The 18157-nt window shown below is 68.2% G+C and carries 18 protein-coding genes; 13 read left to right on the top strand and 5 right to left on the bottom strand.

Translation table 11 applies throughout. The features are described from left to right. Positions 1 to 378: 378 nt before the first annotated feature. The gene (gene dnaA / locus ACLBWJ_RS09225) at positions 379 to 1704 is read right to left on the bottom strand and encodes a chromosomal replication initiator protein DnaA (RefSeq protein WP_447660357.1); all 1326 of its coding nucleotides are present in this window, start codon (positions 1702 to 1704) and stop codon (positions 379 to 381) included. 396 nt (positions 1705 to 2100) lie between these two features. Between dnaA and rpmH the strand changes: the two genes are divergently transcribed. The 9 genes from rpmH (at position 2101) to ACLBWJ_RS09270 (ending at position 7649) form a co-directional block, all read left to right on the top strand. Beyond that, on the top strand, positions 2101 to 2238 hold the full coding sequence (rpmH, locus tag ACLBWJ_RS09230) for a 50S ribosomal protein L34 (protein ID WP_036304730.1): 138 nt from the start codon (positions 2101 to 2103) through the stop codon (positions 2236 to 2238). A 13-nt stretch (positions 2239 to 2251) separates the two neighbouring features. Further along, positions 2252 to 2590: a ribonuclease P protein component gene (gene rnpA, locus ACLBWJ_RS09235; RefSeq protein ID WP_023953438.1), complete on the top strand. Its 339-nt coding sequence runs from the start codon at positions 2252 to 2254 to the stop codon at positions 2588 to 2590. Then, on the top strand, positions 2587 to 2943 hold the full coding sequence (yidD, locus tag ACLBWJ_RS09240) for a membrane protein insertion efficiency factor YidD (protein ID WP_269268416.1): 357 nt from the start codon (positions 2587 to 2589) through the stop codon (positions 2941 to 2943). The genes rnpA and yidD overlap by 4 nt, the downstream gene beginning before the upstream one ends. A gap of 7 nt (positions 2944 to 2950) precedes the next feature. Continuing rightward, positions 2951 to 4039 (top strand): membrane protein insertase YidC, encoded by a 1089-nt coding sequence (yidC, locus tag ACLBWJ_RS09245; protein WP_112616914.1) that lies wholly within the window; start codon positions 2951 to 2953, stop codon positions 4037 to 4039. A 46-nt stretch (positions 4040 to 4085) separates the two neighbouring features. Next, positions 4086 to 4592, top strand: coding sequence for a Jag family protein (locus ACLBWJ_RS09250; protein WP_274179125.1), 507 nt, complete (start codon positions 4086 to 4088; stop codon positions 4590 to 4592). Beyond that, positions 4585 to 5232 carry a 16S rRNA (guanine(527)-N(7))-methyltransferase RsmG gene (rsmG, locus tag ACLBWJ_RS09255; RefSeq protein WP_274179200.1) on the top strand — a complete coding sequence of 216 codons (648 nt, stop codon included), beginning with the start codon at positions 4585 to 4587 and terminating at the stop codon, positions 5230 to 5232. Before ACLBWJ_RS09250 ends, rsmG begins: the two co-directional genes overlap by 8 nt. A gap of 131 nt (positions 5233 to 5363) precedes the next feature. After that, positions 5364 to 6293: a ParA family protein gene (locus tag ACLBWJ_RS09260; protein WP_274179126.1), complete on the top strand. Its 930-nt coding sequence runs from the start codon at positions 5364 to 5366 to the stop codon at positions 6291 to 6293. Beyond that, positions 6293 to 7276, top strand: a complete 984-nt coding sequence (locus ACLBWJ_RS09265) for a ParB/RepB/Spo0J family partition protein (RefSeq protein WP_274179127.1) — start codon at positions 6293 to 6295, stop codon at positions 7274 to 7276. Before ACLBWJ_RS09260 ends, ACLBWJ_RS09265 begins: the two co-directional genes overlap by 1 nt. Before the next feature lie 34 nt (positions 7277 to 7310). Then, positions 7311 to 7649, top strand: a complete 339-nt coding sequence (locus ACLBWJ_RS09270) for a tryptophan synthase subunit alpha (RefSeq protein ID WP_269268412.1) — start codon at positions 7311 to 7313, stop codon at positions 7647 to 7649. 80 nt (positions 7650 to 7729) lie between these two features. Here the strand turns inward: ACLBWJ_RS09270 and trxA are convergent, their stop codons facing one another. From trxA to ACLBWJ_RS09290, 4 genes are all read right to left on the bottom strand, one after another. Beyond that, entirely contained in the window at positions 7730 to 8053 is a 324-nt protein-coding gene (gene trxA, locus ACLBWJ_RS09275; protein ID WP_023953450.1) for a thioredoxin, read from the bottom strand. A gap of 71 nt (positions 8054 to 8124) precedes the next feature. Continuing rightward, positions 8125 to 9156, bottom strand: a complete 1032-nt coding sequence (gene trxB, locus ACLBWJ_RS09280; RefSeq protein ID WP_274179128.1) for a thioredoxin-disulfide reductase — start codon at positions 9154 to 9156, stop codon at positions 8125 to 8127. A 104-nt stretch (positions 9157 to 9260) separates the two neighbouring features. Further along, entirely contained in the window at positions 9261 to 10856 is a 1596-nt protein-coding gene (murJ, locus tag ACLBWJ_RS09285) for a murein biosynthesis integral membrane protein MurJ (RefSeq protein WP_274179129.1), read from the bottom strand. Continuing rightward, entirely contained in the window at positions 10853 to 12991 is a 2139-nt protein-coding gene (locus ACLBWJ_RS09290; protein WP_274179130.1) for a DUF6049 family protein, read from the bottom strand. The genes murJ and ACLBWJ_RS09290 overlap by 4 nt, the downstream gene beginning before the upstream one ends. 126 nt (positions 12992 to 13117) lie before the next feature. On the opposite strand from ACLBWJ_RS09290, the gene ACLBWJ_RS09295 reads away from it, so the two are divergent. From ACLBWJ_RS09295 to ACLBWJ_RS09310, 4 genes are all read left to right on the top strand, one after another. After that, entirely contained in the window at positions 13118 to 14635 is a 1518-nt protein-coding gene (locus ACLBWJ_RS09295) for a DUF7059 domain-containing protein (RefSeq protein ID WP_447660184.1), read from the top strand. A 45-nt stretch (positions 14636 to 14680) separates the two neighbouring features. Beyond that, positions 14681 to 16114 carry a CCA tRNA nucleotidyltransferase gene (locus ACLBWJ_RS09300; RefSeq protein WP_274179132.1) on the top strand — a complete coding sequence of 478 codons (1434 nt, stop codon included), beginning with the start codon at positions 14681 to 14683 and terminating at the stop codon, positions 16112 to 16114. Between the two features lie 79 nt (positions 16115 to 16193). Next, positions 16194 to 17522, top strand: coding sequence for a GAF domain-containing protein (locus ACLBWJ_RS09305; RefSeq protein ID WP_274179133.1), 1329 nt, complete (start codon positions 16194 to 16196; stop codon positions 17520 to 17522). Between the two features lie 74 nt (positions 17523 to 17596). Beyond that, positions 17597 to 18133 carry a putative glycolipid-binding domain-containing protein gene (locus tag ACLBWJ_RS09310; protein ID WP_274179134.1) on the top strand — a complete coding sequence of 179 codons (537 nt, stop codon included), beginning with the start codon at positions 17597 to 17599 and terminating at the stop codon, positions 18131 to 18133. The last annotated feature ends 24 nt before the right edge of the window (positions 18134 to 18157 follow it).

The raw sequence follows: 18157 nt of genomic DNA on the forward strand, positions 1-18157 counted from the left end.
GTGGATGAAAGCTCTCCCATGCTAGTGCCCAACCCGAGCGGTTCCCGAAGCACGGTTGCGACCGGCCTCACCGCCGTCGAGGTGATCGAATCGCAAATTCTCTAGATGTAACTGTCTTCTTCATCTCCGCTGTGGAAACTGTGGACAACTCGGTTGATACCAGTCGGGACACGGGAACCACACGGATGTAACTTGTGAGCCGGCTGCGGATGATCGTGGGATGACGTCGGCCGCGCTCGGATCGCTGTCGAGCGGCGATCCACAGGAGATGTGTGATTCGTTCACAACTCTTCGACGACGAATCGAAGTTATCCACAGGTTTTCCACACTGTGCAGAACGGCATGATCGGGCGTCGCGCGACCCCTGTCAAGCTGAGCTCAGCGTCGGCCGAGCTGCGACGTGATCTCGGAGACCTGGTTGTAGATCGAGCGGCGCTCCTTCATGAGCTCGCTGATCTTCTTGTAGGCGTACATCACGGTGGTGTGGTCGCGGTTGCCGAAGAGCTGACCGATCTTGGGCAGCGACAGGCTGGTGCGCTCGCGGCAGAGGTACATGGCGATCTGTCGTGCGGTGGCCACGGCCTGCGAACGGCTCGAACCGTACAGATCGTCGACGGACAGTCGGAAGTACTGCGCGGTCGCCGTGATGATGTCGGTGGGGGAGATGACGTTCGCGTCATCCTGATCCACGATGTCGCGCAGCACGGTCTGTGCGAGGGAGATGTCGAGGTTCGACCGGTTGAGGCTCGCGAACGCCGACACGCGGATGAGCGCGCCTTCGAGCTCGCGGATGTTCGACGAGACCTTCGTGGCGATGTACTCGAGGACGTCGTCGGGGACGAGGAGACGCTCGGACTGCGCCTTCTTGCGCAGAATAGCGATGCGGGTCTCGAGGTCGGGTGCCTGCACGTCGGTGATCAGGCCCCACTCGAAGCGACTCCGCATGCGGTCCTCGAAACCGGTGAGGTGTCGAGGGGGCACGTCGCTCGTGATCACGACCTGCTTGTCGTGATCGTGGAGGGTGTTGAACGTGTGGAAGAACGCTTCCTGCGTCTCGGCGCGACCCTGCAGGAACTGGATGTCGTCGATCAGCAGGATGTCGACCTCGCGGTACCGCGCCTGGAAGGCCGAACCGCGGTTGTTGGCGATCGAGTTGATGAAGTCGTTGGTGAACTCTTCGCTCGACACGTACCTGACACGGATGCCGGTGTACAGGTTGAGCGCGTAGTCGCCGATCGCGTGGAGGAGGTGCGTCTTGCCGAGCCCCGAGTCGCCGTAGATGAACAGCGGGTTGTACGCCTTCGCGGGAGCCTCGGCCACGGCGACCGCGGCCGCGTGGGCGAAGCGGTTGGACTGCCCGATCACGAAGTTGTCGAACGTGTACTTCGGGTTCAGTCGGGTGTCATGGCGCGAGGTGGAGACGGGCGCTTCGACGTATTCCTCGCCGGCCGGCCGCAGCGGTGCCGGCGCAGCCGCGGATTGAACCGGGATCGGCGCCGTGAGGTGCGCGTCGGCGAGCTCCGGGTTGATGACGACGCGGTAGCTCGAGGCACCGGGCTCGACATGGACGTGTGCGAGCGCTTCCATGATCGGCTGGCGCAGGCGCTTGTTGAGCTGGGCGGCGGTGAGGTCGTTCGGAACGTCGAGGTAGAGCGTTCCCCCCATCACGCCCTGAGCCACAGCGAGACTCAGGAACCCCTGCATCTGCGGGGTCACCCGGTCATCGTCGGCAAGCAGGTCGAGGACCGCGTTCCACACCGGTACGTCCGGGAGATCGTGCTGAGCCAAGAGTTCCCCCGCGGATGATCGATGCTTTTCCACACAGCTACGCGCCAAACTGGGGATAGCTGTGGATAACTGCCCGTGACACGCTAGTCATGCGGTGTCGGGAGCGCCAAATCCACTGTAGTTCCGGCCCGCGTGTCGCCGCCAGGGCCTGTGTACAGCGGTGGATAATTGCGGGTTCCCGTCGCTCCGGTTTGAGTTACCGGGCATCGCGACGTACCCTTAGTCGGTTGACTTATGCCCGCGAGGGCAGTCCTGTACCCCCGTGTCCCCGGTCTGAAGCGTTCCGGTGACCGCCGATCCGGAGTGATCCCTATGAGCAAGCGCACGTTCCAGCCCAACAACCGCCGCCGCGCCAAGAAGCACGGCTTCCGCGCCCGCATGCGCACCCGCGCCGGTCGCGCCATCCTGTCGGCTCGCCGCGGCAAGGGCCGCACCGAGCTGTCGGCCTGACACAGCCTCTTCTGTGCTGGCGCGCGGAAACCGGATCACGCGCGGGGCGGATTACAAGGCCGTCGTCCGCGGGGGTGCTCGCTGTGCCGGTGCGCACACCGTGACCTACGTGGTGTCCACCGGTGCGAGCAGAGCTCCCCGGTTCGGTTTCATCGTCAGCAAGCAAGTCGGATCAGCCGTCGTGCGCAATACAGTGCGCCGACGGCTGAAGGCCGTTTGCGCGCAAGCGCTTCCCGACGTCCGTGAGGGCGCCGACATCGTGATCCGAGCTCTCCCCTCAGCGGCGCGCTCGGATTTCGCTGACCTGAGAGACGAGGTGGAACGGTGTCTGCGACGGCGAGCGGCGGTATGAGCTGGTCGACGCTGCCCACCGCTTCCGTCGGTGAGGGACACCTGGCCGCGACATCCGTGCTCCGCGCGGCGCCGCTCGTTCCGCGCAATGCCGGGATCGCGCTGCTGCACGCCTACCGTTCCGTTGTCTCGCCGCTGTACGGCGACGTCTGCAAGTACTACCCGAGCTGTTCCGCGTACGCGGTGGGGGCCGTGCAGCAGCACGGGCTCGTGAAGGGCTCCGCCCTCGCCGCCGCTCGGCTCGCCCGATGCCACCCGTGGGCGCAGGGGGGCGTCGATGACGTCCCCGCCCATCGGGACTTCCGCCACACCCTGACCAGGCACGGCTTCGTCGTGCCGCCGAGAAAGGACTGATCCCGTGCTGGATCTCTTCCTCGCCACGCCGACTCCCGTCGTGCCGACCCCGACGACTCCTCCTCCCGGCGGTGCTGACTTCTTCAGCACGATCATGTGGCCGTTCAAGTTCCTGGTCGAGGCGATCCTGGTCTTCTGGCACTGGGTTCTCACCGCTGTCGGCATGCCGGCCGCCGCAGGCGCGACCTGGGTCATGTCGATCATCGGTCTGGTCATCGTCGTGCGTTCGGCCCTGATTCCGCTGTTCGTGCGGCAGATCAAGAGTCAGCGCAAGATGATGGAGCTCGCGCCCGAGATGCGCAAGATCCAGGAGAAGTACCGCGGAAAGCGCGATCAGCTGTCGCGCGAGGCCATGAGCCGCGAGACGATGGCTCTGTACAAGAAGCACGGTACGACGCCAGTGTCGAGCTGCCTTCCGCTGCTGGTGCAGATGCCCATCCTCCTCGGCATGTTCTACACGCTGAGTGACGTAAAGAAGCACGCCGAGTGGGGCGTGGGCGGTGTCGGCCTCCTCAACGTCGACCTCACGAAGCAGTTCTACGACGCGCAGCTGTTCGACGTGGCGCCGCTTCACACGAACATGATCGAGGCGATCAACCTCGGTCAGACGGCAACCGTCACCATCCTCGTGATCCTCGTCGTGCTGATGATCGCGTCGCAGTTCATCACCCAGCTGCAGATCATCTCGAAGAACCTGTCGCCCGAGGCGAAGACCGGCCAGGCGTACCAGATGCAGAAGATCATGCTCTACGTGCTGCCGCTGGCGTTCATCTTCTCCGGTGTCTTCTTCCCGCTCGGCGTCGTCATGTACTGGTTCACGTCGAACATCTGGACCATGGCGCAGCAGTTCATCGTCATCCGCAACCTGCCGACCCCCGGCTCGGAGGCGGCGAAGGCCCGCGAGGAGCGCCTCGCACGCAAGGGCAAGGCCCTCGACGCCAAGGGTCGCGTCGTGTCCATGGAGAAGTACCAGGCTGAGCAGCAGCGACTCCTCGAAGAGGCTGAGCGTGCCCGCGCGGCTCAGCCGAAGCGCCAGCAGCCGATGAGCAAGCAGCGCGCGAAGAAGCAGTCGAACAAGGATGGCTCGCAGGGCTGACCCTGCCGGCATCCCTCATCGCACAGATCGAACCACGCGAGGAATCATGACGAACCCCACGGAGTCCCCGGCGGCTGAGCGCGCTGACGCGACAGTCGAAGAGCTCGAGCACGAAGGCGACATCGCCGCTGATTACCTCGAGGGCCTGCTCGACATCGCCGACATCGACGGCGACCTCAACCTCGACGTGCGCGCCGGACGGGCATACGTATCGGTAGAGGCGGACGACCCGAGCGCGCTGCGTGTGCTGTCGGACCCCGACGTCGTGCAGGCGGTGCAGGAGCTGACGCGGATCGCCGTTCAGACGAAGACCGGACGGTTCTCACGCCTCATCCTCGACATCGGGGGATCGCGGGACGCGCGCCGGCGCGAGCTCGAGCGTCTCGTCGACCGTGCCGTCGAGCGTCTCAACGACGGTGCATCGCAGGCATCGCTGCCGGCGATGTCCAGCTACGAGCGGAAGCTGGTTCATGACATCGCGTCTGAGCGTGGAGTCGTCTCGGAGTCGTACGGCGAAGGCGCAGACCGCCACACCGTCATCCGACATGGCTGATGTTTCACGTGAAACACCCGTGATCGAGCCGGAGCCGACGAGTGCCGTCGAGGCGCTGTTCGGCGCTCGGGTGGACCTGGCCCGGCATTACACCTCTGCGTTGGCAGCGCACGGCGAGGAGCGCGGCCTGATCGGCCCGCTCGAGTTGCCGAGACTGTGGACTCGGCACGTTCTCAACTGCGCGGCCGCGGCTCCACTTTTCACGGGCCGTGTCGGAGATGTTGGATCCGGCGCGGGTCTGCCTGGGCTCGTGCTCGCGATCGCGCGACCGGACGTCGAATGGGTGCTCATCGAGACGATGGAACGACGAGTCACCTGGCTCACCGAGCAGGTAGCAGATCTCGGCCTCGACAACGTCGAGATCGTTCGATCCCGCGCCGAAGAATGGAACGGCGCTGGGACGCTGGATGGCGTCACGGCTCGCGCTGTCAGCGCCTTGCGTACGCTCGTCCCGATCACAGCGCCGCTCGTTCGCGATGGGGGAGAGCTCTTCCTGCTGAAGGGCGCGAATGCTGAAGCGGAGATCGCCGCTGCCGACAAGGTGATCCGCCGTTTCAAGCTGCGTGATGTGCGCGTGGAGATGGTCGGAGAGTCTGTCCTCGCTGAGCCCACGCGCGTCCTGCGTGCAACGGTGCGGTGATGTTTCACGTGAAACAGCGGATCCAGCATGTTGCCACCTCATGTTTCACGTGAAACATCGTCGGCGGCCGTTTCACGTGAAACACCAGAGGCCGTCCGTAAAGTGAGAACACGAACCGAGGAGTTGAACGAATGGCAGAACCCGAATCGGGCCGCGTGTCCTTGACGTTCGATTCTCCGCTCGCGCGCGAACTGGCGGATCTTTCGTCCCGCCGCCGGGCCCTGGACGCCGTTTCGGTCGACTTTTCCGGCGATACACGAGTCATCACCGTCTCTAATCAGAAGGGTGGCGTCGGGAAGACGACCACCGCGGTGAACCTCGCTGCTGCATTGGCTTCGCTGGGCGCCCGCGTGCTGGTGATCGACCTCGACCCGCAAGGCAACGCCTCGACCGCCCTGGGCGTGCCGCACAGTGCTGACATCCCGAGCGTGTACGACGTGCTGATCGACCAGTTCCCCCTCTCGGACATCGTGCAGGTGAGTCCCGAGTCTCCGAATCTGCTCTGCGCGCCCAGCACGATCCACTTGGCAGGCGCAGAGATCGAGCTGGTCTCGCAGGTCGCGCGGGAGCACCGGCTGCGTACGGCGGTCGAGGAATACCTCGCTTCTGTGGTTGACCGCATCGACTTCGTCGTGATCGACTGCCCGCCGTCGCTCGGGCTCCTGACGATCAACGCTTTCACGGCCGCGCACGAGCTGCTGATCCCCATCCAGTGCGAGTACTACGCGCTCGAAGGTCTGAGCCAGCTCCTCGGCAGCGTCTCCATGATCCAGAAGCACCTGAACAGCCGTCTTCACCTGTCGACCATCCTGTTGACGATGTACGACGGACGTACCCGTCTGGCCCAGCAGGTGGCCGAGGAAGTGCGGTCGCACTTCCCGAATGAGGTCCTCCGCACGGTAATTCCGCGCTCGGTTCGCGTCTCGGAAGCACCGAGCTTCGGTCAAACGGTCATCGCCTACGATGGGCAATCGGCTGGCGCGGTGGCGTACCGCGAGGCAGCCGTCGAGATCGCGCAGCGTGCATCTGCGGCGGTACAAGGAAACAAGGGAGAAGCCTGATGGCCAAGCGCACCGGATTGGGCCGAGGAATCGGCGCACTCATCCCCACGTCCGAGGCAACCGAGGCCCGGCCCGTCGATGTCTTCTTCCCCGGGGGTAAGACGACGACAGCTGCCACGGAGGTGCCGGCGCCCGCAGAAGTGAAGGCAGAGGAGGGTCCCGAGCTCGTCTCGATTCCCGGAACCGCACTGATCCAGGTCGATCCGAACGAGATCGTGCCCAACCCGCGGCAGCCCCGTACCCACTTCGACAGCGAAGACCTCGCCGAACTGGTGCACAGCGTTCGCGAGTTCGGCGTGCTCCAGCCGGTCGTCGTCCGCACGAACGAGGACGGCAAGTACGAGCTGATCATGGGTGAGCGCCGCACCCGCGCCGCTCGCGAGGCCGGCCTGACGGCGATCCCGGCCGTGCTGCGCGACACGTCGGACGAGAATCTCCTCCGGGACGCGCTCCTCGAGAACCTGCACCGCTCTCAGCTGAATCCGCTCGAGGAGGCATCCGCCTATCAGCAGCTGCTCGAGGACTTCGGGATCACCCAGGAGGAGCTCGCGACCCGTATCGGACGCTCACGCCCGCAGATCAGCAACACCATCCGCCTTCTGCGCCTGCCGGTTCCGGTCCAGCAGCGTGTTGCGGCCGGCGTGCTCAGTGCCGGCCACGCGCGCGCGATCCTCTCTGTCGACGGTGCGGACGGTATGCAGCGCCTCGCCGACAAGATCGTGAACGAAGATCTCTCGGTACGTGCTGCCGAAGCAGCGGCGAAGACGATCGAGGCGGCGGGGACTCGACGCCCCGCGCCGAAGGCCGGGGGAGTCCGCGCGCACCTGGACGAGGTCGCCGGGCGTCTCGGCGACCGCCTCGACACCAAGGTGAAGATCTCGCTCGGCGCGCGCAAGGGGCAGATCGTCGTGGACTTCGCGACCATTCAGGATCTGAACCGCATCCTCGCCGAGCTGGGCGAGGACGCGTACGGCGCACGCTGACCCCCATGTCGGTGGCGCGACGTAGGCTTGTTCGGTGACAGACGAGCGGAATCCCAGGCGTGCCAGCGTCGAGCTGCTGCGGGCTGAAGCAGCAGATGAACTTTCCGTCCTCGTCGAGGAGCGGCTCCGCGCTGGCGAAGACCCATGGGAGTTCATGGAGGAGCTGCCCTCCGTCGACGAGCTCGTCGTTCTCATGCTGCGCGCCGAGAACATCGCCGCTTACGGCGGGGGTCGCCCCAGCTCGTCCCGCAACTATCGCGTCCTTCGTCAGATCGCGATGGATCACCCCGAACTGACCCGAGCCGTATGGCGCCTGCTGGGCAGTGAGCCGCACCGTCGGTGGGACGCAGCGACGCGCGCCGACGCCTCCTGACGAACCGCGACAGCAGCGGACCGAAACGAAAAAGCCCCGGTCAGATCAGTGATCCGACCGGGGCTTCCGTGTGTCTGGGGTCAGCCGATGTAAGAGGCGAGGTCCTGCTCGAGTGCGAACTTCGGCTTCGCGCCGATGATCGTCTTCTCGACCTCGCCCTTGTTGAAGACCTTCATCGCGGGGATGGAGGTGATCTGGTACTGCATGGCGAGGTTGGGGTTCTCATCGACGTTCAGCTTGAGCACCGTGATCTTCTCGGGGTGCTCGGTGGCGATCTCGTCGAGGATGGGTCCGACCATGCGGCACGGACCGCACCAGGCGGCCCAGAAGTCGACGAGGACGGGTCCATCGGCGTCGAGGACGTCCTGCTGCCAGGTGCTCTCGGTCGTGGCCTTGGCGGTCATGGTGATCTCCTTCGAAAGGGTGTCGCCTACGTCAACGACGTGGGCGGGTGAATTGTTCCGCGGTGCGGCCGTCAGGCCGCGTCGCTCTCGTCGTTCGTCTCGGTCTCGGCGACGAGTGACTCGAGGCCCTCGTCAGGGCGACCGCGGAGCGGGGAGCTGTCGGCCGCGGGCTCGGACGCTTCGCCCAGGGCGGCGAGGTAGTGCTCGACATCGAGTGCAGCGACGGTTCCGCTGCCCGCGGCGGTGACCGCCTGGCGGTACGTCGGGTCGATGACGTCGCCGGCCGCGAAGACGCCGGGGACGGAGGTGCGCGAGGAGCGACCGTCGACCCAGACGGTGCCGTGCTCCGTGAGGTCGAGAGATCCGTGCACGAGGTGCGTGCGGGGGTCGTATCCGATCGCCACGAAGATGCCGTCGAGCGCGAGCTCACGCGTCGAGCCGTCGACCGTGTCGCGGAGGACGACACCCGTGACGGCATCCTCGCCCAGGATGTCGGCGACCTCGCTGTTCCAGATGAACTCGATCTTGTCGTTGTTCATGGCGCGGTTCTGCATGATCTTCGAGGCGCGCAGCTCGTCGCGACGGTGGATCACGTAGACCTTCGACGCGAACTTCGTCAGGAACGTCGCCTCCTCCATGGCCGAGTCGCCGCCGCCGACGACGGCGATCGTGCGCTCGCGGAAGAAGAAGCCGTCGCAGGTGGCGCAGTACGACACGCCACGGCCCGACAGGCGGCTCTCGCCCTCGATGCCGATCTTGCGCGGGGCCGAGCCGGTCGCGAAGACCAGGCTGTCAGCCTCGTGGCTGGCGCCACTGCCGAGGGTGACCTTCTTGACCGGTCCGTCGATGTCGAGCTCGACGACATCGTCGTAGAGGACCTCGGTGCCGAACTTCTCGGCCTGCTCCTGCATCTTGGTCATGAGGTCGGGCCCCATGATGCCCTCGGGGAAGCCGGGGAAGTTCTCGACCTCGGTGGTGTTCATCAGCTCGCCGCCCGCTTCGACCGAGCTCGCGATCAGCAGCGGCTTCAGGTTCGCGCGCGCCGCGTAGATCGCGGCCGTGTAACCGGCGGGGCCGGATCCGATGATGATGACCTGTCGCACGTCGACATCCCTTTCTGGGGTCTGGAATCCGCGTCGCGGATACCCCGACACGTCCAACCCATGGTAGCCGCGAGGCATTCCCCGGCGGCCGTGGGGGAGGGGTGTCAGCGGCCGAGGATGCGGCGCACCGTGCGCACGGCTGTGCCGAGCTCCGGGGCACGGAGGAGTGCGAGGAGGATGACGTAGACGACGAGGGTCGCCAGGCCGATGACGGCTCCGCCGAACAGGGCTCCGAGGTAGCCGCCAGCGACCCAGCCCGCGCTGCCGCCGAGAAGAGCGAAGACGAGCCAGCCGACGGCGGCGGCGGGGATGCCGGCGACGACGAAGCGGACGACGGCGCGGACGGCTCCGCCGAGGCCGAGCGGACCGATCTTGCGTCGCAGCAGGATGACGGCGAGAGCGAGCTGGACGACGTTCGCGAGCGACTGCCCGAGGGCGATGCCGACAGCGAGGTGCTCGAGGGGCAGGATCGCGGCAGCGATGAGGGCGGTGACGACCACCAGCACCGCTTGGGCGAGAGTGAAGAAGAAGGGAGTGCGAGTGTCCTGGTGGGCGTAGAACGTCCGCTGCAGCACGAACTGGAACGACAGCGGCAGGAGAGCCACCAGGTACGCCGCGAGGACCCAGGCGAAGGCCTGGGCGGCATCCGGGGTCTTCGTGAAGACGCGGGAGATCGGAACGATCGCCGCCACGATCGCCGCGAGGGCTCCGACCATGAAGATCCCGATGGTGCGGGTCGCCGAATTCAGATCGGCCCGCAGTGCGTCGGGCCGGTTCGCGGAGACGTGTTCGCTGAGGCGCGTGAAGTACGGCGTGCCGATCGACAGCACGATCACCGAGAAGGGGAGCATGAAGACGAGCCAGGCGTATGACAGGACGGCGATCGACGGGCCGCTCGATGACGCCGAGCCGACGATGTTGGTCTGGATGAGCCCGGCGATCTGACCGACGACGACCATGAGGAACGTCCACCCGGCCAGTCGTCCGATGTGGCGGAGCCCGATGCCGCGCCAGTGGAAGTCGGGGCGGACGCGCAGCCCGGCACGGCGCCAGAAGAGCAGCAGGACGAGGGCCTGGAACACGATGCCGAGCGTCGCTGTGCCGCCCACGATCGCGACCATCGTCGGGGTCCAGCCCGCGGCATCCTCACGGACGCCGAACATCCAGATGAACAGCAGGAAGCCCGCGATCGAGACGACGTTGTTGATGATCGGCGACCACGCGAACGGCCCGAAGACCCGGCGGGCGTTCAGGATCTCGCCGAGCAGCGCGTACAGGCCGTAGAAGAGCAGCTGGGGGAGGCACCAGTACGCGAAAGCCAGCGCCAGCGCCTGCGTCTCGGGCGCGAGTTTGTCGCCGTATGCGATCACGAGCAACGGGGCGGCGATGACGGCCAGCGCCGTCGTCACCGCCAGGGCGATCACCCCGAGGGTCAGCAGCTTGGACACGAAAGCGCTGCCGCCGTCGCGGTGCTTGGCCGCCTGGATGATCTGGGGGACGATCACGCCGGCCAGGAGGCCGGAGGAGATGATCGCGTAGATGTTGTTGGGCAGCTGCGTGGCGAGCGTGAAGGCGTCCGCCGCACCGGCGCCCACGGTCCCCAGCGCCGCGGCGAGCACGATGTTGCGCACGAGGCCCGTGACCCGGGAGACGAGTGTTCCCGCGGCGACGACCGCTCCTGCCCGGCCGATTCCGCTCACTCGGTGTTCTCCTGCTGTTCGGGGATGTCGTTCTGTCCGGAGGGGGTCTCGCTCCGCCGACGTCGGAGCTTCAGAATCGTCCGGATCACGCCGCCTGCGATGAGGACGACGACGATGATGACGATGGCGGTGATGCCGACCGACTCCCACTCGGCGCGCACGGTGAGGCCGATGCGCTCCGACGCGCCGATCGGCACGGCGGCCGTGCTCCGCAGCTGCAGGCTGAGGGTGGTCTCGCCGCTTCCGACGCGTGCCTCGACCGGCACGTCGACGCGGGTGTTCTGCTGCGCGCCCGCTTCGACGACCGTCGCCTTCTGCACGATCAGGCGGGGGTCGCCGGTCTCGGCGAAGAGCACGAGCGAGACCGGCCAGGGCAGGTCGTTACGCACGGTGACGGGGATCGGGGCACTCGTCGCGAGGAAGTTGATCGTGCCGGGGTTGGCGATGCCGACCGCGTCCAGCGTGCTCTCGGTGTTCTCCTCGTGCTGCGCCACGGCCGCTGCCCAGCCGATCGGCTCGGCCAGCCAAGCGTCGCCGATCAGCTGGAGGATGGCGGTGCGTTCCCGCGCCGTCAGTTGCGCGGGTTCGACCAAGGCCGTGGCGAAGGTCGCGAGCCGTTCCTCGTCGGCGAGGAAGCGCTGCAGGGCTGCGACGCGATCGTCATCGGCGGGGATATCGGCAACGGTGACCTGGGCACGGTCGGCGGCGCGGAGATCCTGGAGTGAGGTCGGCGTCGCTCCCGGGCTGCCGGTGACCGCCGTGATGGCCGCTCGGACGCTGGCGCGTGAGCTCGTCGCGGGACGGTCGATCGTCGCCACGATCGGACGGTCGCCGCTCAGGGCGACCTGCGCGTTCGCCGCAGCGAGCTCGGCGTTGCGAACCGGTGCGTCGTCGGATGCCGCGGCGACGCGCGCCAGCTCGGCCGACACCACCTGGTCGTACACGAGCAGGTCGGCGTCACCGATAGCGGCGCGAACCCCGCTATCGCCCCCGGAGACGGTGTCGGACGGCACGAGAGTCAGCGCGTCGGCATCCGCTCCGGCCTGAGCGTCGACGGTCGTGACGACGTTCGCGCCGGCTGTGCCGCTGGCGGGCCAGAAGACGTCGCGAACGGTGTTCGCCGCGGTTCCGACCGCGAGGAGCTGACGCGTGTCGGGCACGCTGGCGGGAGCGGTGGAACCCGCTGCGGCGCTGAAGTTCGCCGGGTCCGCGTACGGCTCGAGCGTCGTGGGTTCGAGCGGGGCTGTCAGGCCGGCGTGCACCTGGGTCGCGAGGTCGGCGTCGCCGAACTGCAGGGCGAAGCGCTCGTTGGGAAGCGCCATGAGGCTCGTGAGCCAGCCCACGGCATCTGCCGGCGCGCCCGAGCCCAGCACGCGGATCGACGCCACGATCGCGGGATCGATCGCGAGAACCGCAGTCGTCCCGGTGACGGCGTCGAGAACCGCGCTGAGCGCCCCGTCTTCGGCGGTGAGCTCCGTGAGCTCGGTCGCCGTGAGCAGGCCTGTGGTGCGGGCCCCTGCGGTGATGGGGACGATGACGGTCGCCGTGCGTGCCGGGGCGTCGGGACGGGGCACGGTGATGACCGTGCGCGCCGAGCCGCCGGGGCCCGACACGGCGATCGGGTACACGCCGGGGGCGAGACCGACGAGGTTCTTCTCGGTCGCCGGGATCGATACGTCGGTGGCGCGCTCGTCACCCGCGGGGAGCTCGGCGACGTCGGCGCGCGCGACCTCTTCGAAGGCCGGCAGGGCTTCTTCAGCGTCAGCGTCGGGCCGCAGCCAGTCGACGACCGCCTGTGGGGAGGTCAGGGCCGAGCGTGACAAGGTCACCGACAGCGCGCCGGCGGGCAGCGCGCGCGGCGATCCGTTGCGCTGGTCGACCGAGATGACGGCGTCCGCGCCGGTTGCGACGATGCCGCCGCTCGCGGGAGCGGCGATGAGCGAGGCGATGCCGGGGGATCCGGGCGTCGCACTGGCCGTCGGGGTCGGCGCCGGGCTCGGCGGGGAATCGGCGAGAGCGGCTGCCGGAGAGGCGAGAGGGGCCAGCGCGATCGCGGCAGCGGCGAGCCAGCCGAGCACGCGGGCACCGCGACGGCCGCGACGGGCGCGTGTGGTGGCAGGGGAAATGTCGGTCATGGCGGCTCTCGACCCGCTGCGATACCCGACCGCAGGGTCGCACAGAGTCTAGGGCGGCCCTGCTGTGCGTCATCCGAGGCGGGCCGGGCCTGCGGCTTTTCGCGCGTCGCAGGGTTGAATGGTCGAGTGACCCTGTACCCCGAGGCCGGCCGCTGCGCGGCTCTCCGTACCGACCTGGATGCCGCGGGATACCGCGCCGACGCCGTGCGAGCCCTCTGGGGAGGGATGGTCGACACCGCGGTGGGTCACGGACTCATCGAGCCCGCCCGTCGCGTGCTCACGGGGCGCTCCGATGCCCTGGCAGTGCTGGCGGGGCTGCTCTTCCTGGGCGGGCCGGCATCGCGCGCTGCGGTGGATGCCGCACTGCCGTCTCTGGGAGCCGCCGGGCTCGCAGAGCTCGGACTCGCGCACCTCGAGGGTGATCTCGTGGTCCCCGACGCCCTGGTGCGCCCGCAGGACATCGCGGATGCCGCGGGCGAGGGCCACTGGTGGATCGCGAGCGATCTCGATGAGGCGGCAGTGGGCGGCCCGCTGCCCACGGGTCATGTTCTCGGCGTCGGCGGTGCGTCATTGACACTCGCGGGACTGCAGCTGACGTCACGGGTCGGGCGCGTGCTCGACATCGGCACGGGGTGCGGCATCCAGGCTCTTCGCGCGCGGCGCGCGGGTGACAGGGTCGTGGCCACGGACGTCTCTGAGCGCGCTCTCGCCTTCACGCGCTTGAACGCACTCCTCAACGACGTCGATGGGATCGAGACGCGGGCCGGCAGCCTGTTCGAGCCGGTCGCCGGCGAGCAGTTCGAGCGGGTCGTCTCCAATCCGCCGTTCGTGATCACGCCGCGCGTGGAGGGCGTCCCCGCGTACGAGTACCGCGATGGCGGGATGTCGGGCGACGACCTCGTGGCGGCTTTCGTGCGCGGCGTCGGTCCGGTGCTCGCTCCCGGCGGTGTCGCGCAGCTGCTCGGCAACTGGGAGTACCGCGCCGGCGAGGACGGCCTCGATCGCGTGCGCTCCTGGGTGTCGGAGTCGCCGGTGGCCCTGGATGCCTGGGTCGTCGAGCGCGAACAGCTCGACCCGCTCGCCTACGCCGAACTCTGGGTCCGTGACGGCGGCACCGCTCCGGGGTCACCGGCGTATGCGCCGCTCGTGCAGGCGTGGCTCGACGATTTCGCCGCGCGGGGGGTCATCGCCGTGGGGTTCGGCTACATCACGCTGCACCGCCCGACCGTCATCCCCACGCTCGCCCGATACGAGCGCATCGCAGGCAGCATCCCCGGCGCCCTCGGCCCGCATATCGGAGAGTCGCTCGGCGCGTGGCAGCGACTCTCGAGCATGACGGACGCCGATCTGGATGCGGCGGTGCTGCGGGTCGCGCCAGATGTGACCGAGGCCCGCCATCACGTTCCCGGAGCCGAGGACCCTCAGGTCATCGAACTGCGTCAGGGAGCGGGCTTCGGCCGGGTGCTCGACGTCGATCCCGCGCTCGCCGCCCTCGTCGGGGCCAGCGACGGTGATCTGCCGGTCGGTGTGCTCGTCGCGGCGATCGCCGACCTGCTCGACGTGGACGCCGTCGCCCTGCGTGCCGACCTGTTGCCGCGCGTGCGCGAGCTGCTGTTCACGGGTTTCCTGCGTTTCGCCGACTGATCGCGGACTCGGGAGCTCCGGGGGAGGGCCGGTAGGCTCGGAGGCATGCTGAACATGGCCGAGGGTGTCGCGCGCCTGGGTGCCCTGGCAGCGTCTCCCGTCGTCTCGGCGCTCGCCGACGCGTTCGAGCGCGCGGGCTTCGAGCTGGCCATCGTCGGGGGGCCCGTGCGTGATGCGCTGCTGGGACGCGCGACCAACGATCTCGACTTCACCACGAACGCCCGACCCGACGACATCCTTCGGGTCGTCGAGCCTCTCGCCACCGCGACGTGGGACATCGGACGCGCCTTCGGCACGATCGGTGCGAAGGTGCGCGGTGAGCAGATCGAGATCACGACCTACCGCGCCGACAGCTACGACGGACTGACCCGGAAGCCCACGGTGGAGTTCGGCGACACCCTCGAGCAAGATCTCGCGCGCCGCGATTTCACCGTCAATGCGATGGCCCTGCGCGTTCCGGGACCATCCCTGGTCGACCCGACGGGCGGAGTCGAGGACCTCGTCGCGACGACGCTGCGCACGCCGAGTGATCCCGCGGTGAGCTTCGGCGACGACCCGCTCCGGATGCTGCGCGCCGCGCGCTTCGCCTCCCAGCTCGGCTTCTCACTCGATCCCGCCACCGAGCAGGCGATGACCGAGCTGCGCGAGACGCTCTCGATCGTGAGCCCCGAGCGGGTGCAGGGCGAGCTGGTGAAGCTGCTCCGCACCGACGACCCCGCGCGCGGCATCCGACTGCTCGTCGACACCGGCCTCATGCAGCTCGTGCTGCCCGAGGTGCCGGCGCTGCGCCTCGAGATCGACGAGCACCATCACCACAAGGACGTCTACGAGCACTCGCTGACGGTGCTGCGCCAGGCGATCGAGCTCGAGCACGAACGGCATCCCGGCGCGCAGCCCGACGTGGTGCTGCGCCTCGCGGCGCTCCTCCACGACATCGGCAAGCCCGCGACGCGCAAGCTCGAACCCGGTGGGGGAGTGAGTTTCCACCACCACGACCTCAAGGGCGCACGCATGGCACGCAAGCGCCTGCAGGCCCTCCGCTTCGACTCCGACACCATCTCGTCGGTGAGCCGTCTGGTCGAACTGCACCTGCGCTTCTTCGGGTACTCCGAGGGCGCGTGGACCGACTCGGCCGTGCGGCGGTACGTCCGTGACGCGGGCGACGAGCTGGAGCGACTCCACATCCTCACGCGCGCCGATGTCACGACGCGGAACAAGCGGAAGGCCGCCCGCCTGAAGTCGGCGTACGACGACATCGAGCGCCGCATCGACGAGCTGGCCGCGGCCGAGGAGCTCGGCGCCATGCGCCCGGAGCTCGACGGCAACCGCATCCAGGAGATCCTCGGGATCCGTCCGGGGCGTGAGGTGGGTGAGGCGTACCGGTTCCTCCTCGACATCCGCCTCGACGAGGGGATGATCGGCGAGGATGCCGCGGAGCAGCGTCTGCGCGAGTGGTGGGCCGCGCGCTCGGACGGCTGACGACCGCGGTCAGCCCTACCGCGACGGGTTCGTCCGGCTTAGGCTGAGGGCGCTCCTTCACCGCCGATCGGAGTCGTCCGTGTCCTCGTCGTGGTCCGCGAAATGGGATGTCGCTCCCGAGTCGTCCCGTCTGCTGATCGAACGCGCGCGGGACGAGCTGCTGGCCGGGGCTGACGCCGAGCGTCGACTGGACGACGTCCGGTCGCTCGTCCGCGAATCGTGGCGCCGTTCGATGGCTAACCTCGTCCGCGCCGAGGCACTGCCACCGCTCGAGTTCGACGAACGAGCGCTGGCCGCATACCGTAGCGCCCACCCGCTCGCCGGGGTCATGGACATGGTCCGTGCGCTGCTCGTGCCGAGCACTGATTCCGGAGTGGTCGTCGCCGTGGGTGATGCCGCCGGCCGTCTGCTGTGGGTCGAAGGCGACACCAGCGTGCGGACCCTCACCGGCGACATGGGCTTCGTGGCGGGCGCGAACTGGTCGGAATCCACCGTCGGCACCTCGGCGCCCGGGACGGCGCTTCAACTCGACCGGTCGGTGCAGATCCGCGGGGCGGAGCACTTCAACCGCCTCGTGCAGCCCTGGTCATGCACGGCTGCACCGGTGCACGACCCCGAGACCCGCCGACTTATCGGCGTCATCGACGTGACCGGTCGGGCGGAGGCGGCCACGCCGCAGGCGCGACTCCTCGTCGACGCGACGGCGCGGGCGATCGAGAGTGAACTCCTGGTGGCGCGACTGCGTTCCCGGGCCGACCCGCCACGCGGCTTCGCCCGGCAGCGTCGACGGGATGCCGCAGCACCGACCGCCTCGACCCTGCGTGTGCTCGGTCGCGATCGCGCTCTCCTGGAGACCACTGATGCCTCCGGAGAGCGGATCGTCGAGGTGTCGGCTCGGCACGCCGACATCCTGCTGATGCTCGCCACCTACCGTCAGGGGCTTTCGGCGGAGCGACTCGCCGAGCTCGTCTACGGTCCCGACGCGACGGACACTCTTCGACCCGAGATGGTTCGGCTACGGCGGGTGCTCGAGCAGGCCGCCCCGCACCTCGTGCCGTTGTCGCGGCCCTACCGCCTTCCGGCCGAGCTCGAGACCGACGCGCAACAGGTGGCGTCCCTGCTCGACCGCGGCGCTCACCGCGTCGCCCTCGCGGCGTACGCGGGCCTGGTCCTGCCGGACTCGAGCGCTCCCGGGACGGAGGAGGTTCGTGATCGGCTTCGCGCCTCTCTGCGTGAGGCTCTCCTGGCGGAGGCATCGGTGGACGTGCTGCTGGAGTACGCCGACACAGACGATGGCGCGGACGACGTCGATGTCCTGCGTCTCTGCCTGCAGCTGCTTCCGGCACGGTCGCCGAAACGGGCGGGCATCGTCGCACGACTGACCTCCCTCGGCAACCCCGCGGACTGACCGTTTCGTCGTGGCGCAGCCGCTGGGAGGATGGCCGGACGATGTTGCACGTGAAACATCGGAGGAGGCGACCGATGAGGACGACACGAATCTCATGGACGAGCATCGGATCCGTCGAGACGCTCGACCGGTGTACCGCGGAGTATTCCGATGACGGCATCCGCATCGTCGGAGAGGTCGATGGCGGAGACGGACCCTGTCGTTACGCGGTGCGAATCGATGAGCACGGCCTGTTCCATCACGCGGCGATCGAGTCGGGCGGGCGGACACTTCACGTCGAACTCGTGGACGGCGTGTGGTCGGTCGACGGTGAGGAGCGTCCCGATCTCGCCGGTGCGACCGACATCGACATCACGGCCACGCCGGCCACCAACGCTCTTCCGATCCGACGGCTGGGGCTCGCCGTGGGCGGCCGAGCCGACGTCGAGGTTGCGTGGGTGCAGGTGCCGTCGCTGGATGTCGCTCTGGGGCGCCAGCGCTACACGCGCGTCGGGCCGCGCGCTTACTGCTTCGAGTCGCGGGATCGCGACTTCCGGCGCACGCTCACCGTCGATGATGACGGCTTCGTCCTGAGCTACCCGGGAGTCTTCGAGCGGGTGACGGGATCGTGACCGACGTGGCGATGAGGAGAAGAC

Source organism: Microbacterium sp. M4A5_1d (assembly GCF_053345465.1).

Coding starts and splice junctions, on each gene's coding strand:
- ACLBWJ_RS09310 (WP_274179134.1), top strand. CDS start 17,597: ATGAGGACGACACGAATCTCATGGACGAGCATCGGATCCGTCGAGACG.
- ACLBWJ_RS09300 (WP_274179132.1), top strand. CDS start 14,681: ATGCTGAACATGGCCGAGGGTGTCGCGCGCCTGGGTGCCCTGGCAGCG.
- dnaA (WP_447660357.1), bottom strand. CDS start 1,704: ATGCAGGGGTTCCTGAGTCTCGCTGTGGCTCAGGGCGTGATGGGGGGA.
- ACLBWJ_RS09290 (WP_274179130.1), bottom strand. CDS start 12,991: ATGACCGACATTTCCCCTGCCACCACACGCGCCCGTCGCGGCCGTCGC.
- rpmH (WP_036304730.1), top strand. CDS start 2,101: ATGAGCAAGCGCACGTTCCAGCCCAACAACCGCCGCCGCGCCAAGAAG.
- ACLBWJ_RS09265 (WP_274179127.1), top strand. CDS start 6,293: ATGGCCAAGCGCACCGGATTGGGCCGAGGAATCGGCGCACTCATCCCC.
- ACLBWJ_RS09260 (WP_274179126.1), top strand. CDS start 5,364: ATGGCAGAACCCGAATCGGGCCGCGTGTCCTTGACGTTCGATTCTCCG.
- trxA (WP_023953450.1), bottom strand. CDS start 8,053: ATGACCGCCAAGGCCACGACCGAGAGCACCTGGCAGCAGGACGTCCTC.
- ACLBWJ_RS09250 (WP_274179125.1), top strand. CDS start 4,086: ATGACGAACCCCACGGAGTCCCCGGCGGCTGAGCGCGCTGACGCGACA.
- yidD (WP_269268416.1), top strand. CDS start 2,587: ATGAGCTGGTCGACGCTGCCCACCGCTTCCGTCGGTGAGGGACACCTG.
- rsmG (WP_274179200.1), top strand. CDS start 4,585: ATGGCTGATGTTTCACGTGAAACACCCGTGATCGAGCCGGAGCCGACG.